This is a genomic window from Paractinoplanes abujensis (genome assembly GCF_014204895.1).
Classification (GTDB): domain Bacteria; phylum Actinomycetota; class Actinomycetes; order Mycobacteriales; family Micromonosporaceae; genus Actinoplanes; species Actinoplanes abujensis.
This window is the reverse complement of sequence record NZ_JACHMF010000001.1, coordinates 4572993-4599741: the sequence shown is the minus strand read 5'-3', so window position 1 is coordinate 4599741 and position 26749 is coordinate 4572993. Positions and strand designations below refer to the sequence as shown.

Here is a 26749-nt window from a genome sequence, read left to right as displayed (position 1 = left end):
CGCCACCATCATGATCACGATTCCGATCTGAGCTGGCGCCGGTTGCACGTGGCAGGCAGCATGGCGGGGTGCCTCTCGCCTTCGACCACCTGCGTCAGCAAGCCCGAGCCCTCGTCGAGGCGGGCAACCCTTCCGCGGCGCGGGCGTTGCTCGAAGACGCGGTGGGCCAGGGCCGGGCCGGGCTGGCCGAAGGCGACCCGGAACTGCTGGAGACGATGCGGCAGCTGGCCGGCCTGCACAGCGCGGCCGGCGACCCGGCCGGGGCGCGCCGGGTGCTCGAAGAAGCGGCGGCGGCGGCCCGGGGCGGGGCCGGGGCCGATCCGCTGGTCGTGATGCTCGCCTTCGACCTGGCCGTGGTGGCCGAGGAACTGGCCAACCGGCACGTCGCCCGGCGCAACTTCGCCGAAGTGGCCGACCTCGGACCGGCGGCGCTGGGGGAGGACCACTGGGTGGTGGCCCGGGCCCGCGACTACCTCGACGCCGCGGCGCCCGCCGTTTCTGTCTCCGCGTCGCCCGCACCGGCCTCTGCCCAGCCCGCCTCCGGAGTGCCGACTTCCGGCGCACCGGGCGTTTCGCCGGCGTCCTTCTCCGCTCCCGCACCGGTGCCCCCGCTCAGCTCGGCTCCGCCGCTCGCCTCGGCTCCGCCTTCTTCCGCGCGCCGCAACTGGCTCCCCGCGGCCCTCGGCGGCGTCGCGGGCGGCATCATCGTGGCCGTCGTCGTCGCCGTGCTGCTTGTGCGCCCCGGCGACGACCAGCCGGAATCCACCGCCGCCACCCGGCCCGCGCCGTCGCAGCCGGCCGCGGCCCCCACCGCCTCGGCCGCCATCTCCGCGCTTCCGCAGGCCCCCGTGGTCCCCTCGGCCGCCGCTTCCGCCACCACGGCACCGCCGACGCCTCCTCCCAGCACCGCCACCGCACCGCCGGCGGCCACCAGGACCACCCCGCCCGCGGCCGCCGTCCGCACGAGGATCGTCGGCCCCGCCGCCAACAGCCGCGTCCCCTACCCGTTCGACGCCCGCTTCACGGTCTCCCCGGCCGACGTCAAGTCCACCAACACCGTGGTGGCTCTGCTCATCTGCGTCGCCGGCCGCTGCTACCTGGACGGCAAACTCGACATCATCGGCAACGGCGCCGCCCCGTACACGATCTATCTGGGCTCGACCCGCCCCGAGGGCGCCGGCGTCACGTGGCGGCTGCGCCTCGACCGCCTCCCGAAGGCCACCTACAACGACCTGATCGACCGACGCGACGCCGCCATCGCCGACGGCACCTGGGGCGACAAGGGCACCCCGATGAGCGCCCTGAACGCCACCCCCGTCAGCACGCTCGCCGTCGTCAAGGGATGAACGTCCACCCGTCGCGGCGCGGCAACATACGGGCGGGCGGGCTGTACGGGTGCGAGCCCAGCACCGCCGACGCCTAGCATGCGGGCAGGCACGGATTCCGTTCGGTACGTGACGTCCGGCGCGCGGAGCAGGCGGTCGAGGTCGACTTCGGCGCGGGCCCGCGGCACGTTCCGGCCCGCGTGAGTCGCTCGACCTGCGGCCATCAAGCGGCCTCGTTCCGCCGGAGGGACCGGTCGAGGTGAGCGACCTCCAACGCCTGCCTCACCTGGTGACGGTGCACTGGTCGGGCCCGGACCGTGGCCTGACCGCGGCCCTCGACGGCTGTCCCGGTGTGCCTGATCAAGCCTCGCCCGCCGGGGAACCGGGGCTGACCAGGCCGGTCTCGTAGGCGACGACTACCGCCTGCACGCGGTCGCGCAGTTGCAGCTTGCCCAGGATGCGGGCCACGTGGGTTTTCACTGTGGCCTCGGACAGGTGCAGTTCGGCCGCCAGTTCGGCGTTGCTGAGCCCGCCGGCCAGCAGCCGCAGCACCTCGGTCTCGCGGGGGGTGAGGGCGGCCAGGTCGCGGTGCATGGCGGCGGTCTGCGGGTCGCGGCGGGCGAACCGGTCGACCAGCCGCCGGGTGATCGACGGGGCCAGCAGGGCGTCGCCGTCGCGCACCATCAGCACGGCCGCCACCAGGTGCTCCGGGGTGACGTCCTTGAGCAGGAAGCCGCTCGCTCCGGCGGCCAGCGCGGCGTACACGTACTGGTCGAGGTCGAACGTGGTCAGGATGATGATGCGCGGCGCCGCGGCCGCCCCGGTGAGGATGCGGCGGGTCGCTTCCAGGCCGTCCAGTTCCGGCATCCGTACGTCCATCAGCACCACGTCGGGCCGGGTGCGCCGGACGGCGTCGACCGCTTCGGCGCCGTTGGCCGCTTCGGCGACGACGTCCACCCCGCCCGCCGTGAGGATCATGCGGAATCCCGTACGGACCAGGGCTTGATCGTCGGCGACCACCACCCGTACGGTCATGCTGTCTCCAGGGGGATCAGGGCCTCGACCAGGTAGCCCTCGCCGGGGCGGGCCTCGGCGCGCAGGCTTCCACCGTAGACGGTGAGCCGTTCCCGCAGCCCGATCAGCCCCCGCCCGCCGGTCGGCCCGCTCGCCGCGGGACCGGTGGGCTCGGTGTTCGCGACCTCGATCCGCAGGGCGTCCCCGGTGTATTCGACCAGCACCATCGCGGTGGCTCCGGGCGCGTGCCGCACCATGTTCGTCAGCGCCTCCTGCACGACCCGGTACGCGGTCAGCCCGATGCCGGGCGCGATCGGCCGTTCGTCGCCGACGACTGTCAGCAGCACCGGCACCCCGGCGTCGCGCATCCGCCCGACCAGCGCGGGCAGCCCCTCGATGCCCGGCTGCGGCGCCTCGGGTCCTCCTTCCAGCACGGGCGTGGACAGCAACCCCATGACGTTGCGCAGTTCGGTCAGCGCGGACCGCCCGGTCGCCTCGACGGCCAGCAGCGCCTCCCGGGCCTGCCCGGGTTCGGCCGCCAGCACCGCGCGGGCCGCCCCGGCCTGGATCACCATCACGCTCACGTGGTGTGTCACCACGTCGTGCAGTTCGCGCGCGATCCGGGCCCGTTCGCCGTCGACCGCGTCGCGCAACGCCTCGGCCTGGGCCCGTGTCTCGGCCGCGATCCGTTCCCGGTCCTCCCCGGCGCGCCGCTTCCACACGTAGTGCCCGCCGACCGCCGCGGTCAGCGGCGTCAGCATGAGGAACAGCAGGTAGTCCTTGGGCACTTCGACCACGACGAGGCCGAACACCGCGGCCACCGCGATGCCGGCCAGGGCGGGCCGCCGATACGGGCTGTGCGCGGCCGCGCTGTAGACGGCGATGAGCGAGGCGACCACCACGCACGGGTAGAGGTTGGGCTGCTGGTCGCCCTGGCTCGCCAGCACCAGGAACGAGGCGAGGATCGTCGCCCCGAGCACTCCGAGCGGGTAACGCCGGCGCAGCACCAGAGGCGCGCACAGAACGAACACGAGCAGCAGCGCGCCGAGGTCCGACTCGGGCGGTGGCTCTGGCCGCCAGGGGTCGGGGATCATGGGTGGGATCGGCTGGAGCCGCGCGGCGTCGTCGGTGGCGGCCTGGAAACTGGCCAGCCCCAGCACGAAGGCCAGGGCGCCGTCGAGCAGCAGCGCGCGCCAGCCCGGTCTCGGCAAGGGCCCGGTGGCCGTCATCCACGTCACCGGCTCATTCTGGCCCGCGTCCGCCCGTACGGGCATCGGCCGCGGTAGCTACATCGCAGGGATGACCCCGTACGCAAGCTTGCATCGCCGGACCGACGCGGGCCCCGGCCGTGCGCTTCTAGCGTCACAGCGACCACTGACGAAGGAGCGACGACATGAGTGATCCGGTGATCGACCTGCGCGGGGTGACCCGCCGCTACGACGAGGGCCCGCCCGCGCTGAACAACGTGTCGCTGACCGTGAAACCGGGCGAGTCCGTGGCCGTGCTGGGCCCGTCCGGCAGCGGAAAGTCCACGTTGCTCAATCTGATCGCGGGCCTGGACCGGCCGGACGAGGGCACGGTCACGGTGGCCGGCACCCGGGTCGAGACGCTCGGCGAGGCGGCGTCGGCCCGGTTCCGCCGTTCGCACATCGGGCTCGTCTTCCAGTTCTTCAACCTGCTGGACGACCTGACAGTGCTGGACAACGTGCTGCTGCCCGCACAACTGGCCGGCGGTTCGCGCCGGGCGGCCCGCGACCACGCGCTCGGGTTGCTGAAGTCGCTGGGGATCGCCGAACACGCCGACGCGTACCCGCCGCGGTTGTCCGGCGGCGAGAGGCAGCGCGTCGCCGTGGCCCGCGCGCTGGTCAACCGGCCCGCGTTGCTGCTGGCCGACGAGCCGACCGGCGCGCTCGACACCGCCTCCGGCGACGACGTCCGGCACCTGCTCAACGACCTGCGCGACAGCGGCCAGACGATCGTGCTGGTCACGCACGACCTGCGGCTGGCCGAGGCGTGCGCCACCCGTACGGTCGGCATGCGCGACGGCCACGCCGAGGAGTGCCGGTGAGCGGGCTGCGGCAGGTGATCCGGTCCGGCGTGCGGCGACGCCGGGTCCAGACGGTCGTGATCGGGCTGGTCGCCGCGGCCGCGGTGACCGCCTCCGTGCTCGGGGCCGGGCTGCTGGTGGCGTCGCGGGCGCCGTTCGACACCTCGTTCGCCGCCCAGCGCGGCGCCCACCTCACCGTCCAGCTGACCCCGGGCACCGCGCCGCCGGCGAGCGTGCCGGGGGTGATCGCGTCCGCCGGCCCGTACGGGATCCTGGACGTCGACCTGCAGGGACCGCCGCTCACCCTGGTCGTGCGGGCCGACCCGGGCGGGGACGTGGACCGCGTCGAAGTGACCGCGGGGCGGTGGGCCACGGGTCCCGGCGAGATCGTGGTCGGCGACGGCAGTTTCCGCATGCCGGTCGGCGAGCATCTGAGTACGGCGGACGGCGTGACGCTGACGGTCGTGGGCACGGCCCGGTCGGTCAGCCGGACGGCGACCGCGTGGGTGGCGCCGTCCGCAGCCGGCGAACTGGGCGGGGTCCAGGGCCGGCAGATGCTGTACCGGTTCGCCGCCGCGAGCACCGGCGCCGAAGTCGCCGCCGATCGCGCCGCGGTGGAGGCGGCCCTGCCCGCGGGTGCGGTGACCGGTGCCCGGTCCTGGCTCGACGTGCGGCGGCAGGCCGTCGAGGAGTCGGCCGTCTTCGTGCCCTTCCTCGTCGCGTTCGCGCTGCTCGGCATCGTGATGGCGGTGCTCGTGGTGGGCACGGTGATCGCCGGCACGGTCGCCGCCGCCACCCGCCGCATCGGCATCCTCAAGGCGCTCGGCTGCACCCCGGCCGGGATCGTCCGCGCGTTCGTGGCCCAGGCCCTGATCCCGGCGAGCATCGGCGGTGTCGCGGGTGCGCTGGCCGGCAACCTGATCGCGTTGCCCGTGCTGGCCGGGACCGAGCAGCTGTACGGGTCCGCCGGCGCCACGATCGCCTGGTGGGTGACGCTGGTGGCGGCGGGCGGCGTGCTCGCCGTGGTGGCTGCGACCGCGTGGGCGGCGGCGCTGCGGGCCGGGCGGCTGCGCACCGTGGACGCCATCGCGGTGGGTCGCGCGGCGGGACCCGTACGGGGCCGGCGCGCGGGACGGCTGGCCGCCCGGCTGCCCGTCCCCCGTCCGGTCGCGCTCGGTCTGGCCCGGCCGTTCACGCGCCCCGTACGCAGCATCGCGATCCTGCTGGCGGTGGCGACCGGGGCCACCGCGGTCACGTTCGCGACCGGTCTGGCGGCGTCGCTGATGCGCATCCAGGACGCGGTCGAGCAGAACAACGCCGACGTCGTCGTCATGGGCACGCGCGGCGACGCGACGGGGGCGCTCGCGCAGATCAAGGCGCAGGCCGGGACCCGGGCCGCGTACGGGACCGGTCAGGCCCCGGCAGTCGTCTCGGGGGTCAGCGACCCGTTCAGCGTCACCGCGATCACCGGCGACGCCTCGTGGGGCGGTTACCTCATGGTGTCCGGCCGCTGGTTCACCGCGACCGGGGAAGCGGTGGCCGGGGCGCCGTTCCTCGACGCGACCGGGACCGAGGTGGGTGACACCATTCAGATCGAAGTCCAGGACCAGTCCGTACGGCTGACGATCGTCGGCGAGGTCTTCGAGACCGGTGGCGGCGTGTTCACCGGCGCCGCCACGATCCCCGGCCTGCCCGTGGGGGAGTGGCACGTCGCGCTCACCGACGGCACCGACGACCAGGCGTACGCGGCCGCGCTCACCACCGGCGACCTGGTCGCCCAGCCCACCGGGCCCGAGATCGACCCTCTGCTGGCGGTCGTGCAGGGCCTGACCCTCACGCTGACCCTGCTGCTGCTGGCCGTGGCCGCCCTCGGCGTGCTCAACATGCTGGTGCTCGACCTGCGCGATCGCGTCCACGACCTCGGCGTGCACAAGGCCCTCGGCATGACCCCGCGCCAGACGATCGCCATGGTCATCGCCTCGGTGGCCGGCGTCGGCCTGCTCGGCGGCCTGCTGGGCGTCCCGGCCGGCATCGCGATGCAACGCCTGGTCGTCCCCGCGATGGCGGCGAGCGGCGGCCTGCACCTGCCGCACTCCCTGCTCGACGTCTACGGCCCCGCCCTGCTCACCGCCCTGGCCCTCGGCGGCCCACTGATCGCCCTGCTGGGCGCCCTCCTCCCCGCGAGCTGGGCGGCCCGCACCCGCACCGCCACGGCCCTCCGTACGGAATGACGCCCCTCAGTTCTGAAGCACGGGCCAGGCGGCTTCCGGGTGGCAGCGGGCCGGGCAGGCCAGGATGTAGAGCTCGTTGCCCAGGAAAAGCTGCATCTGGTCGCCCTGCTTGTCGCGCATCGGCCACATGTCGAAGCCGAAGTTCTCCGGCACCTGGCCCAGGAAGACCATGTCGGTGCCGCAGGCGCAGCGGTAATGCTCGGGGCTCTGCGCCCACGACGGGACGCCGCCCAATTTGAAACCGGGCCGGCCCCGGCCGTGCTCGTCCACCTTCTCCTTCGCGGGCTGCAGGGCGAGCCGGTGCGGTTCCACGTACGGGTCCGGGGCGCGCGCGGCCGTGCCGGAGGAGCGGAACAGCAGACGCCAGAACGGCCCCTCGTACGGGTCGACGGCCTCGTCCCAGTAGCGCGCGGGCAGCTGGGACGGGCCGAACGCCGCGTCGTCGTGCACCGGGCACTGGAAGACGAGCAGGTGGTCGCCGTCGAACTGCGGGACGTCCAGCTGGAAGAAGAACACCATGGGCTTGCCGCAGAAGCAGGCCGGCCACGGTTCGTCCGCCGCCAGCAAAGGCCAGCCGCCGATGGTGTTCCGGTCACCGGCGACCGCGGGCTCGTCCCCGGTCACGATGGTGTGGATCTCCGCCATGGTGCTCATCATGCCGGTTCCAGCCGGAAGACCCGCAGCGTACGGTCGGCGCGGGCGTCGTAGTCGCGAAAAGCCGGCCACACCCGCAGCAGCAGAGGCCACAGCCGGTCCCGCTCCGCCCCTTCCACCAGCACAGCCCGTACGGGCGTGGTCTCCCCGGCGATCGTCACCGTGGCCGCCGGGTCGGCCAGCAGGTTCACCGACCAGCTGGGGTGATGGTCCTGCCCCCAGTTCGACCCGATCACGACGAACGCGTCCCCGTCCCGGGCGTACAGCACCGGCCGCTCTCGCGGCAGCCCGCTCTTGCGCCCCGTCGTCGTCAGCAACAACGTGGGCGGCGCTGTCCCCCACCCGACCACCGAGAAACGGCCTTTGGTGAGCCGGATCAACCGCCGGTCGAGCGGCATCAACAACCGCCCACCAGCAGCGAACCACCGCCAATGACCGATCCGGACGATGAACTCGCTGAATCGCACGGCAGCATCAAAGCACAGCCGCGGTGCGGCTCCCGTGTGGGTCAGGGCAGGGTGACGACCTGAGCTGCGTAGGAGAGGCCGGCGCCGAAGCCGACGAGAAGGGCAGGCCCTGTCGTGTCGGGCAGAGCCGCCATGGCCTGGGGGATGGAGGCCGCGCCGGTGTTGCCGTTGGTGGTGATGTCGGTGGCCACCTGCACGTGCGAGCCGAGTCCCAGAGATTTGGCGGTGGCCGAGATGATGCGCAGGTTGGCCTGGTGGGGGACGAAGGCCGCAAGGTCCGCCGCGGAGATGCCCGCAGCCTGCAACGCACGGCCGGCCGCGTCCGGAACGATGGCGGTCGCCCACCGGAAGACCTCGGGGCCGGCCATGCGCAGGATGCCGGCCTCGTCGTAGCGCAGCAACTCGCTCCCGGAGCCGTCGGCGCCCCACACCACAGGTCCGATCTCGCACGTCTGCGCAGGCCCGACGACCACCGCGCCCGCGCCGTCGCCGAACAGGAACGCCGTACCGCGGTCGCGCTCGTCGATGATGTCGGTCATGCGCTCGGCGCCGACGAGGACCACGTGGCCGGCCGCGCCGCTGCGGACGAGCGCGTCGGCGGTCGCCAGGGCGTACGGGAACCCGGCGCAGGCCGCTCCCAGATCCATCGCGGCCGCCCCGGTGGCTCCCAGCGCCTCGGCCACCAGCGGGGCCGCGGTGGTCGCGCGGCCCCGGTGCGACATCGTCGCCACCAGCACGGCCGAGACGTCGGCCGGATCGACACCCGCGCCGGCCAGGGCCTTGGAGGCGGCCGCCGTGGCCATCATGACCAGGTCCTCGTCCGGTGCGGCGCGGCGGCGCGACTCGATGCCGCAGCGGCGGCGGATCCATTCGTCGCTCGAGTCGATCAGGGCGGCAACCGACTCGTTGCCCACCTCGGTCCGTGGTCGGTACGAGGCGACGCTCAGGATCCGCGATCCGGGGTGACCGGCGCGGCGTTGCAAAAGGTGGGCCATGGCCAGCAATCCAAGCATGCCCGGCTGAACGGCCCCCGGCGTTGACATTCCCCGCCGGTAACCAAGCGTCCAGAGCCCCCGCGGCGCTGCGGTTCCGGCCCGTCAGGCCACCGTTTCGGTGGCCGTCTGCACAGCCCTACTAGGTGCGTAAGCGTTCGTATACCGCTTGCAGGAAGTAGTCGGCCGGGAGTTCGGGGCGGGTTGTGGTCTGCAGCGGCTGGGGGCCGTTGCCGGAACGCAGGTCGTACAGGTGCACGGTTCGGTCGCGGCGGCCCACGGCCGCGTAAGCGCCGGAAGGGTCGAACGTGAGCCAGCACGGGGCTCGGAGGCTGTCCCGGAGGGTGCGCCGCACCCGGCCGGTTCGGAGGTCGCACAGGCGGGCCACGCCGTCGTGGGTGACGGTCGTCAGGGACTGGCCGGGGCCGTACAGGATCCGGCTCACCGCGTCGTCCTGGCGGTCCAGCAGCGTACGGCCCGTGCGGGCATCGAAGACGCGAACCCGGCCGGCTTCCGTGAGGGTGGCCAGCGTCCGGCCGTCCCGCCCGGCCAGAACCTCCGCCGCAACGGCGTCGTCGCGCAGATCGATCAGCTTGTCACCGGTTTCGAGCGTCCGCAGCCGTACGCCGCCGGAAGCCAACGTCGTCGCGACCCATCCGCCGCCCGTGTGGAAGGCGACCTGCCGGGGCGAGTGGGCCCCGGTCAGGACGGACAGTTGCCGGCCGGTCCGGACGTCCCACACGCGCAGGGTCCGGTCCTGGCCGGTCGTGAGCACCCGCCCTCCGTCCGGGCTGAACCCGCCGCGCAGGATCTCACCGTCGTGGCCACGCAGCGTACGGGTCCTTCGGGAGGCCCGGACGTCCCAGATCTCGGCGACCGGCTCCCGGCCGATGCTGAGCAGGAGCGGTTCGGACTGGTGCAGTGCCAGCCACCGCCCGATCGTGTCGAGCCGCGCGGCCGGTCGGCCGCTGTGCACGGCCCACACGCGTACGGTCCGCGATCGTTCGGTAGTGGCCAGCGTCTTACCGCCCACACCGATCACGTAGTGCCCCACGCCCTCGGAGATGGTGTGGCGCAACCGGCGTGTCGCGACGTCCCAGACCTCGATGCGGCCGTTGCGTCCGGCGACGACCAGCGTGGCGCCGTCCGGGCAGAAGATCGGCCGGGGCAGCGGCACGTACTTCGTCGCCGCTTTCGGGGTGGCGGGACCACGAGCGGGCGCAGCGGCCACGGCGGGTCTGGCATCGGCCGTTCGGGCCGCGAGCGAGGTGGTCACGCGGACCGGCTTGTTCGCGGCCGGGGTGGTCACGCGGACCGGCTTGTTCCCGGCCGGGGCGGTCACGCCGGCCGGCTTGTTCGCGGCCGGGGTGGTCACGCGGGCCGGCTTGTTCGCGGCCGGGGTGGTCACGCGGGCCGGCTTGTTCGCGGCCGGGGCGATGACGGCAGGCACGGCGGCGGGTTTCGGTGCCGTGCGGCGTGGCCCGGACGGACCCGCCTTCGGTTGCGGGCCGGGTTGCGGCTCTCGTACGACGGCAGCACCCGGCTGGCCGGTGGCTGATCCTCGCGCCGGGCCCGTCCACCGGTTGCGGGACAGCACGATGCCGACGCCCGTACCGGTGATCCGGTTGGCCGGGGCGGGGAAGCCGCCCGCCTGCATCGTCGACCGCAGGCGTTCGAAGAGGAACTGCGCCGAAAGCAGCTCCGGGCCCTGGCGAACCCCGTCGCGCAGCAGCTTGATCAGTTCACCGCTGAACGCGGTGTGCGTCCGGCCGGCCGGGGCCGCCGCCATGCGGTTCGACGGGGTGGCGGTGAGCAGGTAGCTGTCGCCGTCCACGCTGCCGTTGACCGCGAGCCCGCTGTAGCAACAGTCCAGGATGACAACCGTGTTCTGCGCGCGGTTGCGGTACACCGCCTCGTGGAACTGGTCGAAGGCGAGCCCGCTCAACAGCAGATCCGATGTCATTGTGCCGCGCATCGCCAGGTAGAGGCGGTCGTCGTCGGTGCGCAGTCCGTGCCCGGCGAAGTACACCACGAGTGTGTCGCGGGCGGCCTCGGCATGCTCGCGCAGCACCTGGAAAACGGCGCGTGGCTCGGTGGCCTCGGGAACGACCTCGTAGCGGTTGTCCGCGACGATCCCGTACGAGCGGTCGGTCAGCAGAAGGCCGAGATCCCGGACATTGTTCCGGACACCGGGGAGCTCACACAGCTCGTCGTCGTCGTAGCGGCTCGAGCCGACGATGACCAGATTGGACCGATCCCGCTGCGGGACGCGCACGTGCTCACCTTTCGTCGATAGCGATCCGGGCCAGCTTCTCGGCGAGCGCGGCCGGGTTGTCGCCGCCGGTGACGGTGATCCGGCATTCGCTGCCGACCTCGATCGTCACCTTGCTTTTGCGCTGCCTCACGAACGTGACCAGCGACTCGGCCAGCGGGGTCAGCGCGCCGGACACGACGGCGGTGGCGAGCGGCACCACGATGTCGGTCATCGTGCCCATCGCCTCCGGGTCCATCGGCCCGGGCTGCTGCCGTACGCATCCGCGCAGCTCGCGCTCGTCACGCAGCCAGCGGCTCAGCGCCATCGCGTCCCGGTCGTCGCCCTGCACCTCAAGTCTCAGATCCATGCGGGGCAGACTAGCCACGGGCGGGGCCCGGGCCCGGGTCGTTCACCCTCCCGGGTCACGTTGTCCACCGGACGCGGTCGGCGGAGGGCCGGTCTCATCCCCGCTGCTCCTTGCGCCGCCGGGTGCGTTCCATCAGCGCCGAATGCCACTTGCGGCCCGGGGTTCCGCAGTTCGCGCCGATCGCGTCCCGCAGCCGGGCGGTCTCCCTGTTCAGACGCTGTACGTCCTGTTCGTAGCGCTCGCGGTGAACCCGCAGCACGTCACGGTCGACGCGTAACGCTTCGAGCGCGTGCCGCGTCCCGGCGTTGCCACCGCCCCGGGGTGTGGCAGCCTCGATCGCGCGGATGTTCTCCCTGACCTTGTTCTCCGCGCTGCGGGCGTCGCCGAGCATGGTGTACGCCAGGTCGGCGGTCTGCCGGGATTTCTCGTGCAGTCCCCGCAGTTCGGCGAAGTCGAGTTCGCGCTGCTGCTGCCGCAGCCGCGCGGCGACCTTGCGTTCCTGGTCCTTGACCTGGGCGTGGACGCGCTTCTGCTCGGCCTCCCACACCGCGCCGAGCGCCTTCTCGAGGATCGCGCGGACCTGCGCCTCGGTGTAGAGCGTCTGGCCACCGCCGGGGGCGGGGGCGGGCTTCTTCTTCCTTCTCCGGGCCGGCCGGGCCGGCTGTGCGTAATGGACCACCTGCCGGCCGCTTCGTGGGCGCTTCGTGGTGCCGGACCGGGTGACCAGCACCACGATCACGCCGACGCAGACCACGAGCAGAAGGCAGAGGACTGTCATGCCTTTCCACCACTCGGCAAGGCCCGCAGGCTCAGCGCCTCAAGCACCGCGGCCGCGCCGTCCTGCCCGGTCGCGACCGAGGTCATCGCGCGGGACAGCACGGGTACGGTGAGCGCCGCCATCTCGGCCAGCCCCGACCGTCCGGTCATCAGCCGGGTGGCTTCGGTCATCGCGTTGCCCAGGTCGCGCCGGTCCGCCTCCCGCCGGCGCAGGTGCTCGCGGGCCGCGGCGAACGACTGCCGGTTCTGCCTCTGCTGGGCGGCCTGGCGAGCCAGCTCCGCCTGGAAGGCCCCGTCGATCCGCGCCATCTCGGCCGCGAACCGCCGATCGGCCTCGGCCCGCCGATGGGCGCCCTCCAGTTTGATCGCCCGGAGAGCGGCATCGAACCGCTGCTCGAGCCCGCCCAGGCCGGCCGCCGGGGGAGCCGGCCGGCGCCCCGGCCGTCGTCTCGCCGCGCGGACCGGATCCGCTCGGGCCCCGGCCACCTGGAGGCGCTGCACCTCGACCCGGGACGCCACCACCTTCGCCACCAGCCCCGACAGCGCGAGCAGGGGCCGGAGAGCGACGGCGAACTCGAACACCGTCCCGGTGAAGGAAAGCTCCTGGCCGTCATGACGGACGAGCTCCGCAGACATCGATCAACTCCGGACAGTACGCGGACGTTTCCCGGTCCCGATAGACCGATGTCAAGGATGTCCAGCGGGACCCGCGCACCACATACTCCGCAGCGTCAGAACAAACGGCCCGAGCGGGCTAACCCACCTGATACCGCGCACTTCCCCCTTTCGAGGCCTGGACGCGCCGGCGGCCACCGGTGCGTGTCGCACCGATGGCCGCCGGTCATGCTGGTGTTCCGTCGGGGTCAGGGATAGGCCACCACGTTGCGCGGGGTGGTGTTGCCGGCCGGGTTGGGGACTGAGCCGCCGGTGTCGTTGACGACGTTGGCGATCGTGCCGACGTCACCCAGCGAGACGGTCAGGACGCTGCGGAGCTGGACGCCGGAGCGGTTGGGCACCTCGAAGGCCCGGTCCACTCGGACGCTCGGGTTGACGTTGAAGTAGGCGTAGGAGCCGCCACCCCAGAGCTGGTGGTCGGTGACGTTGTCGGCGACCTTGTAGGCGGCGTAGCCGTTGCCCCGGGGCCCGATCCAGGCGGCCTGGTTGGGCACGTCGTACGGCTTCTCGTTCTGGAAGAAGATCGTCTTGCCGCGGTTGCCGTTCCAGATCACCTCGTACTTCTGGTAGTGCTCGACGAACAGGCCGGTGGCGAGCACGTCGTCGCCGTTCACGATGAGGCCGGTGTCGCCGGTGTTGACGGTCCAGCCGGTGGGTGCGCCGCCGTGGTCGGCCCGCCAGGCCCAGATGTGGTCGATGATCGTGTCGTCGCTGTGCACGGCCAGGGTGGTCGTGGCCTTGCCCTGGACGCTGCTGCCGATGCGGAAGAAGACGTCCTGCAGGCTGATCGGGTTGGCCGCGTGGTCGGTGTGGACACCGGCCCGGCCGACCGTCATCAGGGTCGGGCTGTTGACCGTGCCCGCGTCGAACGTGATGCCGCTGACTTTGACGCCGTCGACGTCGGCGATGTTCAGCGCCTCGTTGCCGTTGGTCGGGATCAGCGTCGGGTAGCCGATGCCGGTCACGACGGTGTTGGCCCGGGTGACCCGGATGGTGTCGTTGAGCTGGTACGTGCCCGGCGTGAAGAACAGGTTGAGGCCCTGGGCCAGTGCCTGGTTGATCCGGGCCGCGCTGTCACCGGGCTTGGCCACGTAGAACTCGCGCATCGGGATCGACGAGCCGGCCGTGTTGGGCCAGCTGGCGCCGGCCGAGTTGCGGCGCAGGGCGGGCACGAACACGCGGTAGAGGCCCGCGCTGTCCACGTATAGGTAAGGCTTCTCGCGGGTGACCGGGGTGGTCGCCAGCGTGGTGTGCGGCGGGTTCGGGAACGCGTTGCCCGGAGCGCCCTGCACGCCGGAGAAGACCATGTTCCAGACGCCGCCGTCCCAGCGCGCGATCCGGCTGTCCCGGGTGTACCACTGCTGCTGCGAGCCCGACGACACGACGCCGTCGACCACGGAGTCGGCCAGGTAGCCGCCGCTGGAGTAGCCCTGCCCGTTGTCCTGGTTGGACGGGGCCAGGGTCAGGTTGCCCTTGATGTGCACGCGGCGCATCGGGGCGGCCTGGGAGACGGCCCACCGGTTGGTGCCGCCCTCGGGCACGATCGACAGGTTCTCCATGCTGCGCCAGAAGTTCTGGGTGGCGTTGCTCTCGTCGCCGTAGTTCCAGCCGGAGTCGACGTTGACCGCACCGTTGATCGTCACGTCGTCGGGGTTGAGGCCGAGGCCGGCGACAGTGGTGTAGAAGCCGACGTTGGCCCAGACCCGCCCGTACGTGCCGGGCTTGAACAGGAACACGTGGCGCTGGGTGCCGAACTGCGCGGTCGAGCTGCGCAGCTGGGCGTTGAAGGCCTGGTCCACCGCCGACTGGATGGTCGACGCGGGCGTGGACGGGTCGAAGATCCGTACGTTCGCGCCGAGGTCAGGCGTGTCGGAGGTGGGCAGGTTGGGGCCGCTCGGGGTCGGCGTGGGTGTCGTCGGGGTGCTGCTGGTGCCGAAGACCTGGAACTCCCAGAGCGAGTAGCCGTACGGGGTGGCGCGGGTGGTGCCGTTCATCCGCACGTAGCGGCCGCTGCCGGAGACGGTCAGGGTCTGCTCGCCGGCCCGGCCGGTGGTCGTCGGGGAGACGTTCGTCCAGGTGGTGCCGTTGGCCGAGGTCTGGATGGTGAAGGCGGAGGCGTACGCCGCCTCCCAGTTCAGCACGACGCGGCTGATCGTCTGGGTGCTGCCCAGGTCGACCTGCAACCACTGCGGGTCGGCGAACGTGCTGGACCACCGGGTGCCGGCGTTGCCGTCGACCGCGGCGGAGGCGGGGAAGGCCGCGCTCTCGGTGGTCGAGGCGGTGGCCGGCTTGCCCTGCGACAGCGGAACCTCGGCGGCGTCAGCCTGCGTGGCAAAGGTGATCACGGTGGCGCCGAGAGCTCCGGCGAGGACCGCGCTCAGGGTGACCAGGCCGCGGCGTCTGCGGGCCGGTGGTGGAGATATGAGTGTCATGAGCCTGCCTTCTCGGGGGGCCGTTCGCCAGTGGGGACGGGCGTGCGGCGAAGGGGAGATGACCGTGCGGCGCCGACAGAAAGCGCTTTCTGGGATCTTTACCGTCGTGTTTCGAACCGTCAATATCCCGGCAACAAAGGGCTGTGGGGGCTGCCCTAAAGTCGGGGAAGCGCTTCCCGAAAAAATCGTTATGGGGTGATGCGGGTCGCAAGACTTGCCCCTGACGTCAACGTGAGGTTCTAGCGTGGCGGCATGCAGATCAACGGCACAAAAGCCCTCGTAACCGGCGCCAACCGCGGTCTCGGCAAGGCCTTCGCCGAGGCCCTCCTGGCCCGCGGCGCCACCACCGTCTACGCCACCGCCCGCCGCCCGGAGAGCATCGACATCCCGGGCGTCGTGCCCCTGCGGCTCGACGTCACCGACCCTGCGACCATCGCGGCCGCGGCGGCCGAGGTGGGCGAGCTCGGCATCCTGGTCAACAACGCCGGCATCTCGACCGACGCGCCCCTGCTGGGCCCGTCCACCGACAACATCCGCCGGGAGTTCGAGACCAACTTCTGGGGCACCCTCGACGTCACCCGGGCCTTCGCGCCCCAGCTGGCCGGCGGCGCCATCCTCAACGTCATCTCCGCGCTGAGCTGGTATGCCTTCGCCCCGTCGAGCAACGGCTACGCCGCCTCCAAGGCCGCGATGTGGTCGCTGACCAACGGCGTACGGCTCGAGCTGGCCGAGCAGAAGACCCAGGTCACCGCGCTCGCCCTGGCCATCGCGGACACCGACATGATGGCCGGCTACGACATTCCGAAGCTGCCGCCGCACGAGGTGGTCGCCCAGGCCCTGGACGGCCTGGAGGCGGGCGCGCTCGAAGTGATCGCCGACAAGCCCACCGCCAACGTCAAAGCGTCCCTGTCGCGCGACCCGGCCCTGTTCTACGCCGACATCCCGGCCGCCCTGTTCGGCTGACCGCGCACCAGCACGTACGCGAGAAGCAGGGTCAGCACGGCCACGCCGGCCCACATGGCCTGCTGCCAGCCGTCCACGAAGGATTCCTGTGCGGCCCGCAGCACGCCGGGGCCGGCGTTGGCGATGTTCTCGCGGACGGGTTCGGGCGCGCCGGGCAGGCGGGAGTCGATCGCGGCGCGGTAACCGGCCGACAGGATCGCGCCCAGCAGGGCCACCCCCAGCGCGGTGCCGAACTCGCGGGTCACGTCGTTGAGCGCGGACGCCACGCCCTGCCGGTCGCGCGGCAGCGAGGACGTGATGGCCTCGGTCGACGGGGTCATCGACAGACCCATGCCCAGGCCCATCGCCAGCATGCCGGGCAGCACCGACAGGTAGCCGCCGTCGACCGAGACCAGCGCCGCCATGAGGGCCAGGCCCGCCGCGGCCAGCGCGATGCCGGTGGCCGTCGTGGCGCGGCCGCCTGCCCGGGCCGCCAGGCGGGGGGCGAGACCGGAGGCGGCCATCATGAGCAGCGCCATCGGCAGCATCGCGACCGTCGAGCGCAGGCCCGACCAGCCCAGCACGGCCTGGAAGTAGGGGAACAGCACCACGAAGATGCCGGCCTGCACGCCGAAGACGGTCAGCAGGGACACCGAGCCGCTCGCGAGCCCGCGCGACCGGAACAGGCGGACGTCGAGCAGCGGGGCGGGGTGGCGCAGCTCCCACCCGATGAACCCGGCGGTGGCGGCCAGCCCGACGGCCAGCGCGGTGACGGCCGGAGCGTCGGCCCAACCCCGTACGGGGCCCTCGTGCAGGACGAAGATGAGCGCGGCCACGGCGGTCGACGACGTCAACGAGCCGACGACGTCGAAGCCCTTTCCTTCGCGCGAGTCCGGCACCGAGCGCAGGGTCAGGACGGCGGCCACCAGTACCAGGGTCACCGGCAGCACGAACAGCCAGCGCCAGGTCGCGACGTCGACCAGGATCGCCGACAGGTACATGCCGAGCAGGCCGCCACCGCCCGCGACGCCGGTCCAGACACCGATCGCGCGGGAGCGCTCCTCGTCCGGGAACGTCGAGGTGATCACGGCCAGGGTCACCGGCATGATCATCGCCGCGCCGATGCCGCTGAACAGCCGCGCGGCGATCATGATTTCGGTGCTGGGGGCGAGTCCGGCGGCCACGTTGGCCAGCCCGAACACGAGCAGACCGGCCAGCAGCACGGGCTTGCGGCCCCAGCGGTCGCCGGCCGCGCCCAGCGGCAGCAGCAGCGCGGCCAGCGTGAGCGCGTAGACGTTGATGATCCACAGGACGGTGCTCTGCGACGCGCCGAAGGCCACGGCGATCTGCTGCTGGGCCACGTTGAGGCCGGAGACCGAAGCGATGACGGCCATCAGCGCGACGCAGACGGCGATCAGGATCGCGCGGCGCCGGCGGGGGTCGTCGATCGTGAGAACAGGGACATTGAGCATGCCGGCAAAGGTAGAGCCGATTTGCCCGTACGGCATCAGGCCTTGCAGGAATGGCAAGAGTCAGGCTGACGCGTGGGCGCGCTCACCCTCCTGGTCGAAGATCGTGAGGATCTCCACCGGCCCGTCCACCGCGCCGATGAAGTGCGGGATCATCGTCGAGAACTCGGCCGCGTTCCCCGTCGCGACCGGGATCTGCCGCTCGGCGAGGTGCAGCAGCGCCGTCCCGCTGATCACCGTGAACCACTCACGGCCGGGATGGACGGCCAGCCGCTCCGGGCTGGGACGGCGCTCCGGCGTGATCCGCATCTTGGCCACGAGGCTGCCGCCGGGCCGGGCCGGCTCGCGCGACAGCACCCACGTCGTCAGGCCCGGCTCCTGATGCTGCAACGGCCGGATGATCACGTCGGCGTCGTCGACCGGCTCGACCAGGTGGTCGATCGTGGTGTCGAGCGCCCGGGCCAGGGCCACCAGCTGATCGAGGTCGATGCGCCGGTGGCCGGTCTCGATGCGGCTCAGCGTGGACGGGCTGAGGTGGCAGCGGGCGGCCAGCGCGTCGAGACTCCAGCCCCGCGCCTGCCGCAGCCCGCGGATGCGCTGCCGGACGACGTCCGAGATCTCTTGCATTCAGTGCACGCTACCGTGCCGATGGCGCAACGGCGCGCCGCGCACCTCCACCTCGGCGGGCTCGCGCAACACCTCCGGCAGCGGCACGGGTGCTCGCTCCTCACGCAGCGCGCCCACCGACCGGCGTACCTCCGGACCCGTCGTGGAAGTCGCGCGCCACCCGGTTGCGCCCCTCTGACGACATCGACGAGCAACGTCAGGAACGACGCGACGGCCGGCGCGGCCATGGCCCGTCTCACGCCACCACCGTCACGGCAATTCCGCACCGGACCGAACCCTTGCCAAGCCCGGTCCCGGCGGTACCCTGTGGCGCGAACCGCCCCGCGATCTTCTCAGCCCGCGGCGGTGCCGAGCCGATGGGATCGCTGTGGAGAGGACCAGAGCCGCCGGCGGGGTGCGGGTGCCCGCGTTCCGGATGACGCGCGCCCTGGCCCTCTCCGCGTGCACCCTCGCCCTGGCCTGCCTGTGGTTCGGTTTCGGCCTGGTGCACGAGACCCCCACGTCACTGGGCTGGTTCGCCGTGCTGATCTCGGTGCCGGTGGCCGCCGTCGTGTCGTGGCGGGCCTCGGCCGGCGGCCGCACCTACTGGCGGTACGCGTCGGTCGGCATCATCCTGATCGGCCTGGGCGCCATCTCCAACGGCTGGGACTACTTCAGCGGCGCCCAGCACGGGCAGCACATCAGCGGGCTCACCGCCGCCGTCTACGTGCTGGGCCTGGTCGCGTTCGTGGCCGGCCTGCTGCGCATCCCCGGCGCCCGGCGCAGCGGCATCGAATGGGCCCGCTTCGGTCTCGACATCGCCACGGTCATCGTCACCGTGCTCACGTTCACCTGGCACTTCGCGTACCGGCGGTGGGAGAGCTGGCTGGGCGGCACCATCGCCGACTCGTTCTCCGTGTTCATCGTGCTCGTGGCCGGCTTCATCTGCGTCTTCGCCTTCGTCAAGGTAGCCTTCACCGGCACCGGCCCCATCGACCGGCGCGCCCTGCACCTGCTCGCCCTGACCGGCGCGGTCGGCGCCGGCGGCGGTTCACTGGCCCCGCTGCTGGCCGACAAGCCGTACCTGAACACCGCGCACATCCTGCTGCCGGCCACCTCGCTGTGCCTGAGCCTGGCCGCCGACCGGCAGATCCGGGCCAGCCACCTCGGCCGTCCCCTGCCCCGCCCCGCGATGAAACGGCTCAGCCTGATGCCGTACGCGGCCGTGCTGGCCACCGCCGTGCTGCTGCTGACCAGCGCCGTCGCCCACACCCCGGACCTGCTCGCCGTCGCGATCGGCTCGGTCACCGTCACCCTGCTGGTGGCCACCCGCCAGCTGGTCGCCCTGCGCGACAACGCCCGGCTGCTCGAGGACCTCGACGCCCGCCAGCGCGAACTGGCCTACCAGGCCGGCCACGACGGGCTGACCGGCCTGGCCAACCGCACCGTGCTGGCCCGCGAGATCACCGAGGCGCTGGCCGACGACCCGTCCGACGTGAGCGTCGCCCTGATCGACCTCGACGACTTCAAAGCCATCAACGACGACCTCGGCCACGCCGTCGGCGACGCCCTGCTGGTGGCCGTGGCCGAAACCATCACCGCCCAACTGCCGCCCGGCAGCCTCGTGGCCCGCCAGGGCGGCGACGAATACGCCCTCCTGCTGCGCGGCGACGCCGCGAGGACCCTGGCCGCCATCACGTCCCAGCTCCGCCTGTCGGTCCACGCCGGCGGCCACGAACTGGTGGTGGAGAGCAGCATCGGCCTGGCCCCCGCCCGCGACGGCGACACCGCCGACGAACTGCTCCGGCGGGCCGACGTCGCCATGTACGAAGCCAAAGGGAAAGGCAAAGGCCGCCAGGTCACGTACGCCGCCGAGATGGACCAGCGCACCGCCGAACAGTCCCGCCTGGCCGCCGACCTGCGCGTGGCCTTGGACGCCGACCAGCTGACCCTGCTCTACCAGCCGATCGTCCACATGCCGGGCGGTGAGCTCTACGGGGTCGAGGCCCTGATCCGGTGGAACCACCCCGCACGCGGCCCGATCGGTCCCGACGTCTTCATTCCGGCCGCCGAACGCACCGGGCTGATCGTGCCGTTGGGCGCCTGGATCCTCGAAGAGGCGTGCCGCCAGGCCATGGCTTGGCGAACGTCACTGGGGGACGCGGCGCCGCGCACGGTCACCGTCAACGTCTCGGCACGGCAGCTCCGCGAGGCCGGCTTCGCTTCCGACGTCGCCGCCGTGCTGCAACGCACCGGACTTCCGCCGTCGACACTGACGATCGAGGTCACCGAGACGGCCGTCTTCGACGGCGGCAGCGCCCTGGCCGAGGTGCGGGCCATCTCCGCCCTGGGCGTGAAGATCGCCCTGGACGACTTCGGGACCGGCCACTCCTCGCTGGGCCTGCTCCGCACCTGCCCGGCCGACGTGCTGAAGGTCGACAAGTCCTTCGTCGACGACGTCACGTCCGGCGGGCAGCAGGCCGTGGTGGTGGCCGCGCTGATCGGCATCTGCGAGGGCATGGGCCTGCGAGCCGTGGCCGAGGGCGTCGAAACCGCCGAACAGGCCGCCGAACTGCAGCGCCTGGGCTACCGCTACGCGCAGGGCTTCCACTACGGCCACCCGATGCCCGCCTCGGCGGTCGCCACCTACCGCCCGGCCCCGGCCGGGAACCGCATCGCCGCTTAGCGAAGCACGCGCCGAGGTCATTCGGTCAGGAACGACTCGGGCGTGTTGGGGTTCTTCCAGGCGGAGACGGGGGCGAAACCCATCATCTGCTCGTTCTCGAACCAGCCGACGCCGAGGACGTGCAGCTTGGCGGGGGCAAGGCTGAAGGAGTCGTCGGCCTTCGTCGCGACCGGGGGGAACTGGTAGCCCATCGAGCCTCCCTGAACGCGTTTTGACGTGAACGTCGCGCCCGGGGCGAGTGTCTGAGCTGACCAGCTGATCTTATGATCGGTTCCGTCATAAGGGAAAGTCCAGTCGTAGGCGGAACCCAAGCCGTACAGCTCGTTGCCCTCGCTCATGCCGGGTAGCTCGTACACCGGGACGTCGCTGCCGATCGGCTTGGGCTTGGTGTCAGTGACGAGCACCAAGTTGTCGTAGGCCAGCGACAGGTCGAGCGATGCCGGCGTGTCGTTGGTTATGGACGGCCTCAGGTACACCAGGGAGAACGCGTCGGCCTTGTTCTCGTCCCAGACGTACCACGAGTAGTAGCGATTGATCTGGATCCCCACCGGGCCGGCCGCCCACTCGGTCAGCGCCTCGTCGCGGGTCAGCAGCTCCGGGGCCGGTGGCGCGGCAGGCGTGGCTGTCGTGGTGGCCACGTCCGGCTGCGGTTCCGCCCGGTGTTCAGCATGGCTGGTTCCGCGCACGATCAGTGGCACAGCCAACGCTGACGCTGCGACCACACCGATCGCGACGGCCGCGAAAGTCTTCTTCCGGCCCTCCCGGACGCGAGGTGGGGCCGTTTTGGGCGGCGGGGGCACCGGGCGATCGCTGTCCGCGTTCCGCAGCGCGCCGGCCCACTCGTCGGCGGTCGGACGTGGACGGATCAGGCCCAGCCCGGCGCCCAGCAGAGCCTCCAGCCGTGGCAGTTCCGGGGCGTCGTCGGGCAGGAGAACCTTGCCGTCCTGCTGGTCGACCGAGACGGTGACGCCGTAGAAGACGCGGTAGAAGAAGACCGCGAGCGCGAACCGGTCGCTGTCGACGTCGGGCAGGTCGTCCGGGCCGAGCAGAGGGTCACGCCATCCGTCGTTGCGGGCCATGGCCGATTGGCGGTGCGCACTGTGGACGCGGCGGGCGTTGTCACAGTCGATGAAGTACGTCCGCGGCTCGCCCCGCAGGGTCCACAGGACGTTCTTCTCGCTGATGTCGCCGTAAACCATGTCGTGCCTGTCGAACAGCGCGAGGAGCTCGGCGAGGTCTTGAGCCAGAAGCAGCCGTTGCGGCCGGTCGGGAACGGTGATCCCGAGCTGCTTGGCTCGCGCGGCGTGAATCAGGTGCTGCAGCTCCATGGTGTGCCGCTCGCCGAGCATGTCGGCCCAGAACTCGTCCGGCGCCGGCGCCATGAGGAAACCGGTGGTGAGGCCCTCGTCCGCCACCCGGCGCAGCGGCCAAGCACAGTGCGCATCGAGAAAGGCGCGGTCTTCGGGTGGCAGCGAGCGGCGCCAGCCGATCAGCTCGTCGAGATGGCCGGGGTCGTCGATCGGCTCGAGATACTCCTTGTAGTAAGTCGACTCATCAACGACGTGGACGGCGCCTTTCGCTCCCGGATGGCCGACGGACTCCCCGGTGAGCGAAAGCAGTGCACGGTCCAGAGGCTCGGCGGGCCCGGTCCAGTCAGTCATCAGGCACCTGCCTCGGGGAGGAACCAGACGCAGACCGCCGTACGGTCGTCTGATTCGCCCCGTCGTTCGAAGGAGATGTCGTCCAAAAACTCCACGATGGTCGGCACCTCGTGCCAGCGGCGGGTGAGGTGGGTCGCGACGTCAGGCGAACGCATCGGCACCGACAACCCGTCGGTCACCACCACCAAGGCGGTCCGCGGTTGCAGCCGGCCCTCGAACGTCTCGACCGTCGTCCACGAGCCGGGCAGGGCCGCGGTCTCGGTGAAGGAGCCGCCGGCGGGTGGACCTGCCGACACCAGGCCGCCCTGGCCGATCTCGAACATCTCGCCGTCGCCGACCCGGAAGCCCGCGTACTCGCCACCGGTCGAGATCCACACGACGGTCAAAGTCGTGGCGAGCGAGCGGGCGTCGTACTCGTCGGGCACGAATCGGCCGGCCTGCTGCGTCATGGACGTACTGATCACCCGGCATACCTCGTCCGCGTCGATCGTTTGGGGGCGATCGAGGCAGTTCGCTATCAACCGGCAGGCTTCGACGGCGGCCAGCTGTGCGCCGACCGCCGAGAAGCGTGCGGAAGGGTCACCCACGCCGTCGGCGACGGCCACGACCACACCATCGGTGGCCGGGCTGATGGCGTACGCATCCTCGCGGCTTCCGCCCTGCCGCGCGTGGCGACGTCCGCTCACTGAGGCGGCCCGGACGGTCAAGGTTCCGAGTGTTCCGCCGTCGGCACTCATCCTCGGCTGGGTGACCCACGACGTGACAGTCAGAGCATCGTCCTCGGGTGACTGCACGATCGGCTCGCCCACGGTCATCGGCCGGCCGACAGTCCGGGCTGTGGGCTCGCCACGGCCGCCCACCGGTGGCAGCAGATAGCCCAGAACGCGCCGGATCGCCCCAGGTCCGGAGGGCGGTGACGCCGTCATCGCTGGATCTTGATGGCTCGCCATCCCGCAGGCGCGGACGGCGGGACCACGAACACGTCGTCGCGGTCGCGGCTGCCCCCGGCCATCGAGTTGGTCAGCGAGCTGAGCAGGAAGGTCATGAAGGTGTCGAGCTTCGCCGACGGTGTGCCGTCGTCCGGCATGTAGGACGCCTTGAGGCCGACCTCCCGGATGGTTTCGGGATCCGCCTCACCGAACCCGAACGCGACGATGGCCGGTGCGCCGTAGAACTCCGAACGGTCGGTCAGCCGGCCGAGGGTCTCCCGCCAGTCGTCCGGCCGGTTGTGCTGGCCGTCGCTGAGGAAGAACACGACCGGACGGTACGGCCGGCGGCCGCTGCGGTACAACTCGTAAAGATCCCTCGCGATGGTAGACCGCAGCAACGAGAACACATGGGCGTAATTGGTGCCGGTACCGTCGGCGGTCAACCCGGGCAGCTCCATCTGGGCGACGTCGGTGAGCGGGGCGTGCACTACCGCCGTCTCCTCGAACGCGACCACGGACAGCTGACAGACCTCGGCCAGCTCCGGCTCCCGGAGCATCTTGGCGCGCAGCCGCGGCAACTCCTGATTGACCCGGATGATGGGGTCGCCCGCCATCGACGCCGAGGTGTCCACGGCCAGGTAGCAGGGCAGCACCCGGTAGGCCGAAGGGACGACAGGGGTGTCCGGTTCCTCCCCGCGCCGTCCGAATCTGCCCAGGAATCCGGATCGCGAATTGTTGCGTACCTCGATCAAAATCCGATCGTCGGAACGGACCCCCATATTCGCTAAAGGGCGACCCTGGTCGAGGGGGGAGCCATCGTCCTTTCGGATGGTCAAGTCGCGACCATCCGGCAGGTTCAATGCCCGGGCGATCGTCTCCCGTTGCGCAGAAAACGAAATATCATCGCTCAGCGCCACCGAGGCAAAGGCGCCTTCCGGGCCGAGCAGTAGAACATGAACCTGCGACATACTACCTTCTCATGTTTGTCTTCGGACTCGGAAACTATGGCGCTCGGCGTGGCAAAAAGAAAGTCTGCAGCAACCTGAATCGAAATGCTAGCGTCCGACTTCAGGGACAACCGCATACGCCACCGAAAGGCTCTTCATGTCTGACTACTCAGTTTCCCCCGAAGCGATCCGGGGCGTCGCCGCCCAGGTTTCGGCGGGCGCCTCGGAAATCGACGCGCAGCGGGCCACCCTGCTCGCGCAGATCCAGGGCCTCGGTGACAGCTGGCAGGGCTCGGCGTCCGCGGCGTTGCAGGCGCTCTACACCAAATGGGACGCCGACGTGCGGGCGCTGCACGACACGCTGACCCAGATCGGCCAGACCATGCAGACCGCCGCCACCAACTACGAGAGCACCGAGTCCGCGGTCCGCGGCAGCTTCTCGTGACCGATTTCTCCGTCGACCCGGCGGCCGTGCAAAGACTGTCCAGTGTGGTTTCCGCGGCCGGTTCCGACGTGGCCAATTTCCGGACCATGCTGTCGAACGGCGCACGGTCGCCGGAGTCGGAATACGTCAGCGGCAGTGACCAGTCCGCGGCGGACTACAGCGAGGCGCTGGACTCGGCCGTGCACGCTTTGGGGCAGCTCGGGGCCGCACTCGAAGGAATGGCGACGCGCCTGTTCATGGCGGGCCGTCTCTACGCCGACACGGAGACCGCGAACACGGTCGAGCAAGAACCGTAGGACACATGACTGACGTACCGGTCAATCCCGCCGACGCCGAGCCCCCGCAAACTTTCGATTATCCGGGATTCCCGCATTTCGACGCGGGCCAGCTGCGCGCGGCCGCGGCTGTCTGGACGAATGTCGCCAACGGACTGCGCTCCATGGTGGAAGCCACCCAGGCGCAGATCCTCGGCGTCGGCGACGCGTGGACGGGCAGCGCTCAGGCGGCGTTCGTCGCCGAGTGGACCACCATGGCCGGCGGGGTGCACGAGCTCTGCGCCGAACTGGACAGCGCCGCCGCCGACGTCCGCCAACTCGCCGACGACCTCGAGGAGCAGCGCGAGAAGGTCAAGAGCCTGCTGGAGCAAATCGGCGCGACACTGGTCATCGGCGTAGCCGTCGGATTCGTCACGGCCGGCCTCGGAACCTTCGTCACCGCGGCCCGCGCCGCCCAGGTCGTCAACTCCATCCGTCTCATCCTGATCGCAGTCCGCGCACTGGCGGTTCGGCTTGTCCTGCGCACAGTGGGCACAAGCCTCAAGGGAATCGCCGCCAGGTTCGTCGTGAACGCCGGCTTCGAGGTCGCCCCGCAGGTGGGTGGCAACCTCGTCGAGGACTGGCGCAGCAACCCGTTCCGCGACATCAGCCCCAAGGACGTCACCATCACGTCCGCGGTCAGCCTGTTGATGCCCTTCCACGGCAAGGGAAAGCTCTTCTTCCGCGGCGCCGCGAACAACGTGACGGCAGAGGCGGTGATCGAGCTCTACCGAGACCGCAAGCTGGACCCGGGGCACCTGGTCTTCGCCGGAGCCCTCGGCGGTATCAGCCCGGTCGTCGGTTCTCAGATCTCCAAAGTCTTGAAGGGCAACACCCACGCCAACATTACCGGCGCCGGTAAAACGCCGAAGAATGAGCCGGACACCCGGCTGCCCGAGGCAAAGCTGAGCGCTTCTGGGCAGGGTCGCGCGCTTTCGCCGGCGGAACGTGATGCCGTCAATAAGCGTCTCCGCGAGATCGAGCAGCGCTACCCTGACGAGTTCGACCGATTGTCTCGCGACCCGGACGGCGGCGGCCGGATTTCCTCCAGCTCGCAGGATGAGGCCCGTATCGGGCTCGACCTGCGGGAACAGAAGCGCCTACCGGAAGACTTGCAGCGGCCGACTGAGCGTGGAAAGGGAGACTTTTTCTCCCCGAGCACCGGTGAATACTATGACGTCAAGGGCCTGCATTCGGATTGGCCGCCGGGATCCACTCCGAAAGATCCTGATCAGCTGTTCCCGCAAGCAGTCGATCCGGTTCGGAACCCGCGTGTCGCGGAAGATTTCGTGAAGAACCTGGAGAGCGAGATCACCGGTAGGGGTCGAAAGGTGATCATCGACACCCGAAACGCCAACATAGAGGCGATCGACTTCATCAAAGGTGTTGCGGATCAGAAAGGTTGGGGCGGCAATGTCATCTGGTACCCATAGGCCGTGGCGTCCAGTCCGCGCGCCCCTCAGCGCGGAAGCGGCGGAATATCTTCAGGAATGGACCCGGTCCTCCGGTGACGTG

Annotated in this window: 23 protein-coding genes; 8 read left to right on the top strand and 15 right to left on the bottom strand. The window is 71.2% G+C overall.

The genetic code is table 11. The annotated features are described in order from the left end of the window. Nucleotides 1-68 precede the first annotated feature (68 nt). Nucleotides 69-1346: a tetratricopeptide repeat protein gene (locus BKA14_RS20675; protein ID WP_184952561.1), complete on the top strand. Its 1278-nt coding sequence runs from the start codon at nt 69-71 to the stop codon at nt 1344-1346. Nucleotides 1347-1685: 339 nt separating this feature from the next. On the opposite strand, the gene BKA14_RS20670 is transcribed toward BKA14_RS20675, so the two are convergent. After that, nucleotides 1686-2360: a response regulator gene (locus tag BKA14_RS20670; protein WP_184952560.1), complete on the bottom strand. Its 675-nt coding sequence runs from the start codon at nt 2358-2360 to the stop codon at nt 1686-1688. After that, nucleotides 2357-3568 carry a sensor histidine kinase gene (locus tag BKA14_RS20665; RefSeq protein WP_184956848.1) on the bottom strand — a complete coding sequence of 404 codons (1212 nt, stop codon included), beginning with the start codon at nt 3566-3568 and terminating at the stop codon, nt 2357-2359. The genes BKA14_RS20670 and BKA14_RS20665 overlap by 4 nt, the downstream gene beginning before the upstream one ends. 164 nt (nt 3569-3732) lie before the next feature. Here BKA14_RS20665 and BKA14_RS20660 point away from each other — a divergent pair, with 164 nt between their 5' ends. Continuing rightward, on the top strand, nt 3733-4407 hold the full coding sequence (locus BKA14_RS20660) for an ABC transporter ATP-binding protein (RefSeq protein ID WP_184952559.1): 675 nt from the start codon (nt 3733-3735) through the stop codon (nt 4405-4407). Continuing rightward, on the top strand, nt 4404-6617 hold the full coding sequence (locus BKA14_RS20655) for an FtsX-like permease family protein (RefSeq protein WP_184952558.1): 2214 nt from the start codon (nt 4404-4406) through the stop codon (nt 6615-6617). The genes BKA14_RS20660 and BKA14_RS20655 overlap by 4 nt, the downstream gene beginning before the upstream one ends. Nucleotides 6618-6623: 6 nt before the next feature. Here BKA14_RS20655 and BKA14_RS20650 read toward each other — a convergent pair whose 3' ends face one another. From BKA14_RS20650 to BKA14_RS20615, 8 genes are all read right to left on the bottom strand, one after another. Further along, entirely contained in the window at nt 6624-7262 is a 639-nt protein-coding gene (locus tag BKA14_RS20650; RefSeq protein ID WP_184952557.1) for a YwqG family protein, read from the bottom strand. Nucleotides 7263-7270: 8 nt separating this feature from the next. Then, nucleotides 7271-7738: a nitroreductase family deazaflavin-dependent oxidoreductase gene (locus BKA14_RS20645; protein WP_239092971.1), complete on the bottom strand. Its 468-nt coding sequence runs from the start codon at nt 7736-7738 to the stop codon at nt 7271-7273. Between the two features lie 41 nt (nt 7739-7779). Beyond that, on the bottom strand, nt 7780-8751 hold the full coding sequence (locus BKA14_RS20640) for a beta-ketoacyl-ACP synthase 3 (protein WP_184952556.1): 972 nt from the start codon (nt 8749-8751) through the stop codon (nt 7780-7782). A 121-nt stretch (nt 8752-8872) separates the two neighbouring features. Continuing rightward, nucleotides 8873-11005, bottom strand: a complete 2133-nt coding sequence (locus BKA14_RS20635) for a caspase, EACC1-associated type (protein ID WP_184952555.1) — start codon at nt 11003-11005, stop codon at nt 8873-8875. Between the two features lie 4 nt (nt 11006-11009). Next, on the bottom strand, nt 11010-11351 hold the full coding sequence (locus BKA14_RS20630; protein ID WP_184952554.1) for an effector-associated constant component EACC1: 342 nt from the start codon (nt 11349-11351) through the stop codon (nt 11010-11012). 94 nt (nt 11352-11445) lie between these two features. Next, nucleotides 11446-12129, bottom strand: a complete 684-nt coding sequence (locus BKA14_RS20625; protein ID WP_184952553.1) for a hypothetical protein — start codon at nt 12127-12129, stop codon at nt 11446-11448. Next, on the bottom strand, nt 12126-12764 hold the full coding sequence (locus tag BKA14_RS20620) for a hypothetical protein (protein ID WP_184952552.1): 639 nt from the start codon (nt 12762-12764) through the stop codon (nt 12126-12128). Before BKA14_RS20620 ends, BKA14_RS20625 begins: the two co-directional genes overlap by 4 nt. Before the next feature lie 227 nt (nt 12765-12991). Beyond that, nucleotides 12992-15235 (bottom strand): pectate lyase-like domain-containing protein, encoded by a 2244-nt coding sequence (locus BKA14_RS20615; protein WP_184952551.1) that lies wholly within the window; start codon nt 15233-15235, stop codon nt 12992-12994. A 252-nt stretch (nt 15236-15487) separates the two neighbouring features. Between BKA14_RS20615 and BKA14_RS20610 the strand changes: the two genes are divergently transcribed. Continuing rightward, nucleotides 15488-16198 (top strand): SDR family oxidoreductase, encoded by a 711-nt coding sequence (locus BKA14_RS20610; RefSeq protein ID WP_184952550.1) that lies wholly within the window; start codon nt 15488-15490, stop codon nt 16196-16198. Here the strand turns inward: BKA14_RS20610 and BKA14_RS20605 are convergent. After that, nucleotides 16165-17649, bottom strand: a complete 1485-nt coding sequence (locus BKA14_RS20605) for an MFS transporter (protein WP_184952549.1) — start codon at nt 17647-17649, stop codon at nt 16165-16167. The genes BKA14_RS20610 and BKA14_RS20605 overlap by 34 nt on opposite strands. 60 nt (nt 17650-17709) lie before the next feature. Next, complete coding sequence (locus BKA14_RS20600; RefSeq protein WP_184952548.1) at nt 17710-18273, bottom strand: helix-turn-helix transcriptional regulator; 564 nt, start codon at nt 18271-18273, stop codon at nt 17710-17712. Nucleotides 18274-18640: 367 nt separating this feature from the next. On the opposite strand from BKA14_RS20600, the gene BKA14_RS45180 reads away from it, so the two are divergent. Then, a complete protein-coding gene (locus BKA14_RS45180) occupies nt 18641-20938 on the top strand; it encodes a putative bifunctional diguanylate cyclase/phosphodiesterase (RefSeq protein ID WP_184952547.1) in 2298 nt (765 codons plus the stop codon). 17 nt (nt 20939-20955) lie between these two features. Here the strand turns inward: BKA14_RS45180 and BKA14_RS20590 are convergent, their stop codons facing one another. Genes BKA14_RS20590 through BKA14_RS20580 form a run of 3 tightly spaced genes read right to left on the bottom strand, consistent with a single transcriptional unit; the run spans nt 20956 to nt 24496 of the window. Then, entirely contained in the window at nt 20956-22599 is a 1644-nt protein-coding gene (locus tag BKA14_RS20590) for a hypothetical protein (protein ID WP_184952546.1), read from the bottom strand. Further along, the gene (locus BKA14_RS20585) at nt 22599-23525 is read right to left on the bottom strand and encodes a protein phosphatase 2C domain-containing protein (RefSeq protein ID WP_184952545.1); all 927 of its coding nucleotides are present in this window, start codon (nt 23523-23525) and stop codon (nt 22599-22601) included. Before BKA14_RS20585 ends, BKA14_RS20590 begins: the two co-directional genes overlap by 1 nt. Further along, nucleotides 23522-24496 carry a vWA domain-containing protein gene (locus tag BKA14_RS20580; protein WP_184952544.1) on the bottom strand — a complete coding sequence of 325 codons (975 nt, stop codon included), beginning with the start codon at nt 24494-24496 and terminating at the stop codon, nt 23522-23524. The genes BKA14_RS20585 and BKA14_RS20580 overlap by 4 nt, the downstream gene beginning before the upstream one ends. Nucleotides 24497-24632: 136 nt before the next feature. Between BKA14_RS20580 and BKA14_RS20575 the strand changes: the two genes are divergently transcribed. From BKA14_RS20575 to BKA14_RS20565, 3 genes are read left to right on the top strand one after another with little or no spacing between them, the layout of a single operon-like run. Next, the gene (locus tag BKA14_RS20575) at nt 24633-24920 is read left to right on the top strand and encodes a WXG100 family type VII secretion target (RefSeq protein ID WP_184952543.1); all 288 of its coding nucleotides are present in this window, start codon (nt 24633-24635) and stop codon (nt 24918-24920) included. Next, nucleotides 24917-25216 (top strand): type VII secretion target, encoded by a 300-nt coding sequence (locus tag BKA14_RS20570; protein ID WP_184952542.1) that lies wholly within the window; start codon nt 24917-24919, stop codon nt 25214-25216. Before BKA14_RS20575 ends, BKA14_RS20570 begins: the two co-directional genes overlap by 4 nt. Nucleotides 25217-25221: 5 nt before the next feature. After that, nucleotides 25222-26667, top strand: coding sequence for a WXG100 family type VII secretion target (locus BKA14_RS20565; RefSeq protein WP_184952541.1), 1446 nt, complete (start codon nt 25222-25224; stop codon nt 26665-26667). The last annotated feature ends 82 nt before the right edge of the window (nt 26668-26749 follow it).

Excerpts from the sequence above, each read along its gene's own strand:
- BKA14_RS20590 (WP_184952546.1), bottom strand. The coding sequence starts at position 22,599 with ATGACTGACTGGACCGGGCCCGCCGAGCCTCTGGACCGTGCACTGCTT.
- BKA14_RS20650 (WP_184952557.1), bottom strand. The coding sequence starts at position 7,262 with ATGGCGGAGATCCACACCATCGTGACCGGGGACGAGCCCGCGGTCGCC.
- BKA14_RS20585 (WP_184952545.1), bottom strand. The coding sequence starts at position 23,525 with ATGACGGCGTCACCGCCCTCCGGACCTGGGGCGATCCGGCGCGTTCTG.
- BKA14_RS20580 (WP_184952544.1), bottom strand. The coding sequence starts at position 24,496 with ATGTCGCAGGTTCATGTTCTACTGCTCGGCCCGGAAGGCGCCTTTGCC.
- BKA14_RS20660 (WP_184952559.1), top strand. The coding sequence starts at position 3,733 with ATGAGTGATCCGGTGATCGACCTGCGCGGGGTGACCCGCCGCTACGAC.
- BKA14_RS20605 (WP_184952549.1), bottom strand. The coding sequence starts at position 17,649 with ATGCTCAATGTCCCTGTTCTCACGATCGACGACCCCCGCCGGCGCCGC.
- BKA14_RS20620 (WP_184952552.1), bottom strand. The coding sequence starts at position 12,764 with ATGTCTGCGGAGCTCGTCCGTCATGACGGCCAGGAGCTTTCCTTCACC.
- BKA14_RS20625 (WP_184952553.1), bottom strand. The coding sequence starts at position 12,129 with ATGACAGTCCTCTGCCTTCTGCTCGTGGTCTGCGTCGGCGTGATCGTG.
- BKA14_RS20640 (WP_184952556.1), bottom strand. The coding sequence starts at position 8,751 with ATGCTTGGATTGCTGGCCATGGCCCACCTTTTGCAACGCCGCGCCGGT.
- BKA14_RS20575 (WP_184952543.1), top strand. The coding sequence starts at position 24,633 with ATGTCTGACTACTCAGTTTCCCCCGAAGCGATCCGGGGCGTCGCCGCC.
- BKA14_RS20665 (WP_184956848.1), bottom strand. The coding sequence starts at position 3,568 with ATGACGGCCACCGGGCCCTTGCCGAGACCGGGCTGGCGCGCGCTGCTG.
- BKA14_RS20600 (WP_184952548.1), bottom strand. The coding sequence starts at position 18,273 with ATGCAAGAGATCTCGGACGTCGTCCGGCAGCGCATCCGCGGGCTGCGG.
- BKA14_RS20670 (WP_184952560.1), bottom strand. The coding sequence starts at position 2,360 with ATGACCGTACGGGTGGTGGTCGCCGACGATCAAGCCCTGGTCCGTACG.
- BKA14_RS20565 (WP_184952541.1), top strand. The coding sequence starts at position 25,222 with ATGACTGACGTACCGGTCAATCCCGCCGACGCCGAGCCCCCGCAAACT.
- BKA14_RS20615 (WP_184952551.1), bottom strand. The coding sequence starts at position 15,235 with ATGACACTCATATCTCCACCACCGGCCCGCAGACGCCGCGGCCTGGTC.
- BKA14_RS20610 (WP_184952550.1), top strand. The coding sequence starts at position 15,488 with ATGCAGATCAACGGCACAAAAGCCCTCGTAACCGGCGCCAACCGCGGT.
- BKA14_RS20630 (WP_184952554.1), bottom strand. The coding sequence starts at position 11,351 with ATGGATCTGAGACTTGAGGTGCAGGGCGACGACCGGGACGCGATGGCG.